This is a genomic window from Chryseobacterium contaminans (genome assembly GCF_001684955.1).
Taxonomy (GTDB): domain Bacteria; phylum Bacteroidota; class Bacteroidia; order Flavobacteriales; family Weeksellaceae; genus Chryseobacterium; species Chryseobacterium contaminans.
Window position 1 is genome coordinate 1 of the sequence record NZ_MAYF01000151.1, and the last position, 4,186, is coordinate 4,186.

Below are 4,186 nucleotides of genomic sequence, written 5' to 3' on the forward strand. Positions count from 1 at the left end.
ATGGGGTGGGAAAAGCTTTTTTGCAGTAGACTGCTCAGGATTTACTCAGTTGGTGTATAAAATTCACGGTATTAAGATTCCAAGAGATGCTTCACAGCAGGCCGAAGTAGGAGAAGACCTTACTTTTGTAGAAGAAACAAAGCCAGGAGACTTGGCTTTCTTTGAAAATGCAGACGGAAAAATTATTCATGTTGGGATTATGCTGGAAAATCAGAAAATTATCCATGCTTCAGGAAAAGTGAGAATTGATACGCTGGATTCTACCGGAATCTTTAATGAGGAAATGAATAAACATACACATAAGTTGAGAGTTCTAAAAAGTGTAATTTAAAAACATGAGGCTTTCTGGTATATTATTAATTGTGAATACCCTTTTACTGGTAGTAATCTGGGTGTTTGCGGGAATTAAATATGCTGGGTTACCTGAAATTATTCCTACTCATTTTGATATTCATGGAAATGTAGATGGAGAATCAGGAAAAGCAACAATTTGGTTTTTGCCATGTATTGCGGCTTTTATTCACCTCCTTTTTATTGGAATAAAAGATCCCAATTCACCGCTTTTGAATGTTCCCAAAAGTTTCCGCAATGAAAAAACACTGAAGTTATATCTGTTCGCTCTGGAGCTTCCGGTAATGATTCTATTTCTTGATATTATTGTTGAAAGCATCCGTGTTGCAGAAGGAAAGCAGACAGAGCTTAGTGATGCTGTTTTCTTTATTTTAGGATTATTGTTTGCTGTAATTGGTATAGGACTTATAAAATCACTTCGAGATAGTAAAAGAAAATCAAACGACTAGATCTATCAAAATTGAACTTACTTTATAACATATCTATCAGTCTTCTCATTTTTGGAATGAAGGTTTTCTCGTTATTTAATGACAAAACTAAAAAAGGCGTTGACGGGAGAAAGCAATCTTTAAATAAAGTAAAATCTGCTTTTTCAAAAACAGATAAGGTCATCTGGATGCATGCCGCTAGTTTAGGGGAATATGAACAGGGGCTGCCTGTGCTGGAAAAACTTAAAGATCAATTTCAGGATCATAAAATTCTGATCACTTTCTTTTCTCCGTCAGGATATGAGAATGTTGTGAAAAAGAAACATATTGCTGATGTAATCTGCTATCTTCCATTTGATAAAGTAAATACTGTAAGAGAATTTGTATCGCAGTTTGATGTTAAACTATTTTTTACGGTGAAATATGATTACTGGTATAATTTACTTTCTGTACTTAAAGAAAAGAATACAAAGATCTATGTGATTTCTGCATTGTTCTATGAGAGACAGTCGTTTTTTACGTCTTATGGAAAATGGTTTGTAAAGCAGCTTAAGAAGAATGTTGATTGGTTTTTTCATCAAACACAATTCTCTGTTGCCTTAGCCAAGAGTGTGGGATTGGTGAAGTCTTCAGTAACGGGAGATACAAGATTCGACAGGGTGAAGCAACTCAGAAATCGTGATAATCATGTGGATTATATTGGAGATTTCACAGGCAGTCACAAAGCAATTGTTTTTGGAAGCTCATGGCAGGCAGAAGAGAAAATTGCAGAAATGGTTTCCCGTAAAAACAATACGGTAAAAATAATCATCGCGCCTCATGATCTGAAAAGAGTGGAACATCTGAAAAATATATTTCCTGATGCTGTATTATATAGTCAGATCAAAAGCTCAAAATCTTTAAATTCCAATTCTCAAATCTTAATTATTGATAGTATAGGATTACTGTCAAAACTATATTCCTATGCAGATATAGCAGTTGTTGGCGGTGGATTTCATGATGCAGGTCTTCATAATATTCTGGAAGCGGCCACATTTGGAGTTCCGGTTATCTTTGGAAATCATTATAAAAAGAATCCTGAAGCAGACGACCTTATCGGAAAGAATGGCGGAAGATCTTTTAAAGACGAATACACCGCCACAGAATTCGTTTTATTTCTTGCTAACGAGGATCATGAAGAAGAGCTCACAGAAATGTCTGAAAATGCAAAGAATTTTGTTGACGAGAAACCCAATTCTACAGAAATGATCCTGCAGAAGATTCTATCTTAAAAAGCCCTGGCTTTTGATGTCTTTCATGATTTGTTCAATGTTTTCAGGAATGCTGTCAGATTCAAACCAGTTAAAATCAAGTCCGTTATTGATGCATAATTTTTGGAGATAATGGTTTTCAAAAATCTTTTGTCTTAGGCTTCTTAAAAGCTCATCAAATTCCATCCAGTAATCTTCATCCAGCTTCTTAATTAAGACCAGAGATTTGAATATCTTATTGATGATATAAATGTAAAGTTTATACACGTTATCAAATCGCTGTTTGCTCAAATCATTATTGTAATCTAATATCTTATCAACCATCAGCAGATTTAATGAAACTTCCCCGAATTTGTCTGTTGTTATTTTGATATGCTCAGTGATTTCTGCACTGATTTTTCGGATAATGGTAAGGAAATACTTAGCATTACCAATATATTTTGATGCTAAAAGAACTTTTTCTTCTACATTTTGTTCCATTGCATTTCTCTTATCATCGGTAGTTTCCGGATCAATAAGTTCAAAATACAGTTTCTTAGATAATAGTTTATCCTTTCTCAGGAGTCTGAAAATTAGTTTATCCTTCTCTGTGCTGGAAAAAGCACTCAACGCCGCTTTAAACTCTTTAGAATACTCCATCAATTGAATATTTTTGAATATTTCATGAACCCATTTACCGCCCAGTTTGCTGTATAATACAATGATTTTAAAGTTGAGAATCCCATAAAATCTTTATATACCAGATATTGATCTTTAATGATGTTTTTTTTCTTTCTGGAAACACTGTTCTCACGCATTCTGTATTTTGCCATTGTCTTATTGATGGGCATTCCTTCAGGAATTACCTTAAGGAGGTTTAACCACATCACATGGTCTTCACGTTTACTCTTTACAGGAAACAGAAATTTTCCGACTCTTTTAGTGTCATACATCGTAGAAACAGGAGCTAGCCGGCATGTCTTCAACAGATTTGAGAAAGTAACAACTTTATCAGCAAGAAAATCCTTTAAAATAGGCTGAAGCTGCTCATCACATCTTGAATAATTACAGTATACGAGTTCCGCATGATGTTCCTGCATGTAATCTGTCATGGTCTCAAGATATTCAGGATACCAGAAGTCATCAGAATCCAGAAAGGCAATATAACGGCCTTGGGCCCTTTCAAGGCTATTGTTCCTTGCATTTCCCGCACCACCATTTTTTTCCAAAACCTGAAGCTTAATTCTAGTATCATTGTATTTTCTGATGATCTCAACAGTATTGTCTTTAGAAAGGTCATCAGTAATGAGCCACTCCCAGTTTTCATAGGTTTGGCTAAGGACAGACTGTATTGTTTCTTCTATGAAATCAGCTGAGTTGTAGCAGGGAGTGATAATGGAGACCAGGTCTTTCATTCGTGTTGTAAAATATAGGTAAAATTATAAAAATCTTTTTTCATAAAGATGCCATGAGGCAATTCCTACTCCAATAACAACAAACATACATATTATGCCCATGAGATATGGATTGTAGTTAGCAAAAAGTCCCAAAGTAGCAAAAACCCTGATGATAGGGAAGTGGAAGATATAAATTCCGTACGTGAAATCCCCGTATTTTCCAAAATTATTAAGGAACTTAAAAGAGTAAGCAATATATAGAACAATAATGCTGATCATTATAGGAGAGAATAGTTTTATATCAAAAATAAGATCAATCCAAACCGTAACGATAGCAATAATGAAAAGTATATTTTTATGTTGAATAAATTTGTCAAAATGAAAATAGATGAGCATTCCGCCAATAAAATAGCATAGTGAACCCGGGAGCTGTCTGGAAAGTGCTGCTTTTCCGGCCATTTCGAAATAATTTAGATAGATCAGAGAAAGAAAATACAGGACGATCAGGCTGAGGGTACGGTATTTATTGTTTTTTCCGAATAGTAAGAACATCAGTGGAACGGCTATATAAAAGCACATTTCTATCTTAAGTGTCCATAAGGCTCCGTTTACAGCCTGGTTTCCAAATACACCAGGAAGCCAGGGAGCTTTAAAGTTGAGGAATATTGAATTCCAGAACAGGTATTTATAAACCTGTGGGTTGCTAAAATATTCAGAGATTGGTAAGGTGCTTACCAGACTCAACAAAGTAGCGCAGAGAAATACAACAAGTAGATAAGCA

At 34.9% G+C, this 4,186-nt stretch carries 6 protein-coding genes; 3 read left to right on the forward strand and 3 right to left on the reverse strand.

Annotation, left to right across the window (positions count from 1 at the left end):
• From BBH99_RS10150 to BBH99_RS10160, 3 genes are all read left to right on the forward strand, one after another.
• A partial coding sequence (locus BBH99_RS10150) for a C40 family peptidase (protein ID WP_131799209.1) occupies window positions 1–331 on the forward strand: 331 nt, incomplete at its 5' end.
• 4 nt (window positions 332–335) lie between these two features.
• Window positions 336–800 (forward strand): DUF1648 domain-containing protein, encoded by a 465-nt coding sequence (locus BBH99_RS10155; protein ID WP_066695186.1) that lies wholly within the window; start codon window positions 336–338, stop codon window positions 798–800.
• Between the two features lie 11 nt (window positions 801–811).
• Window positions 812–2,050, forward strand: a complete 1,239-nt coding sequence (locus BBH99_RS10160) for a 3-deoxy-D-manno-octulosonic acid transferase (RefSeq protein ID WP_123873116.1) — start codon at window positions 812–814, stop codon at window positions 2,048–2,050.
• Here BBH99_RS10160 and BBH99_RS10165 read toward each other — a convergent pair.
• The 3 genes from BBH99_RS10165 to BBH99_RS10175 all read right to left on the reverse strand — a co-directional run.
• Window positions 2,042–2,668 (reverse strand): calponin homology domain-containing protein, encoded by a 627-nt coding sequence (locus BBH99_RS10165; protein WP_066695190.1) that lies wholly within the window; start codon window positions 2,666–2,668, stop codon window positions 2,042–2,044. The genes BBH99_RS10160 and BBH99_RS10165 overlap by 9 nt on opposite strands.
• Window positions 2,668–3,423, reverse strand: a complete 756-nt coding sequence (locus BBH99_RS10170; RefSeq protein WP_066695192.1) for a glycosyltransferase family 2 protein — start codon at window positions 3,421–3,423, stop codon at window positions 2,668–2,670. Before BBH99_RS10170 ends, BBH99_RS10165 begins: the two co-directional genes overlap by 1 nt.
• 24 nt (window positions 3,424–3,447) lie before the next feature.
• A partial coding sequence (locus BBH99_RS10175; protein ID WP_131799210.1) for an acyltransferase family protein occupies window positions 3,448–4,186 on the reverse strand: 739 nt, incomplete at its 5' end.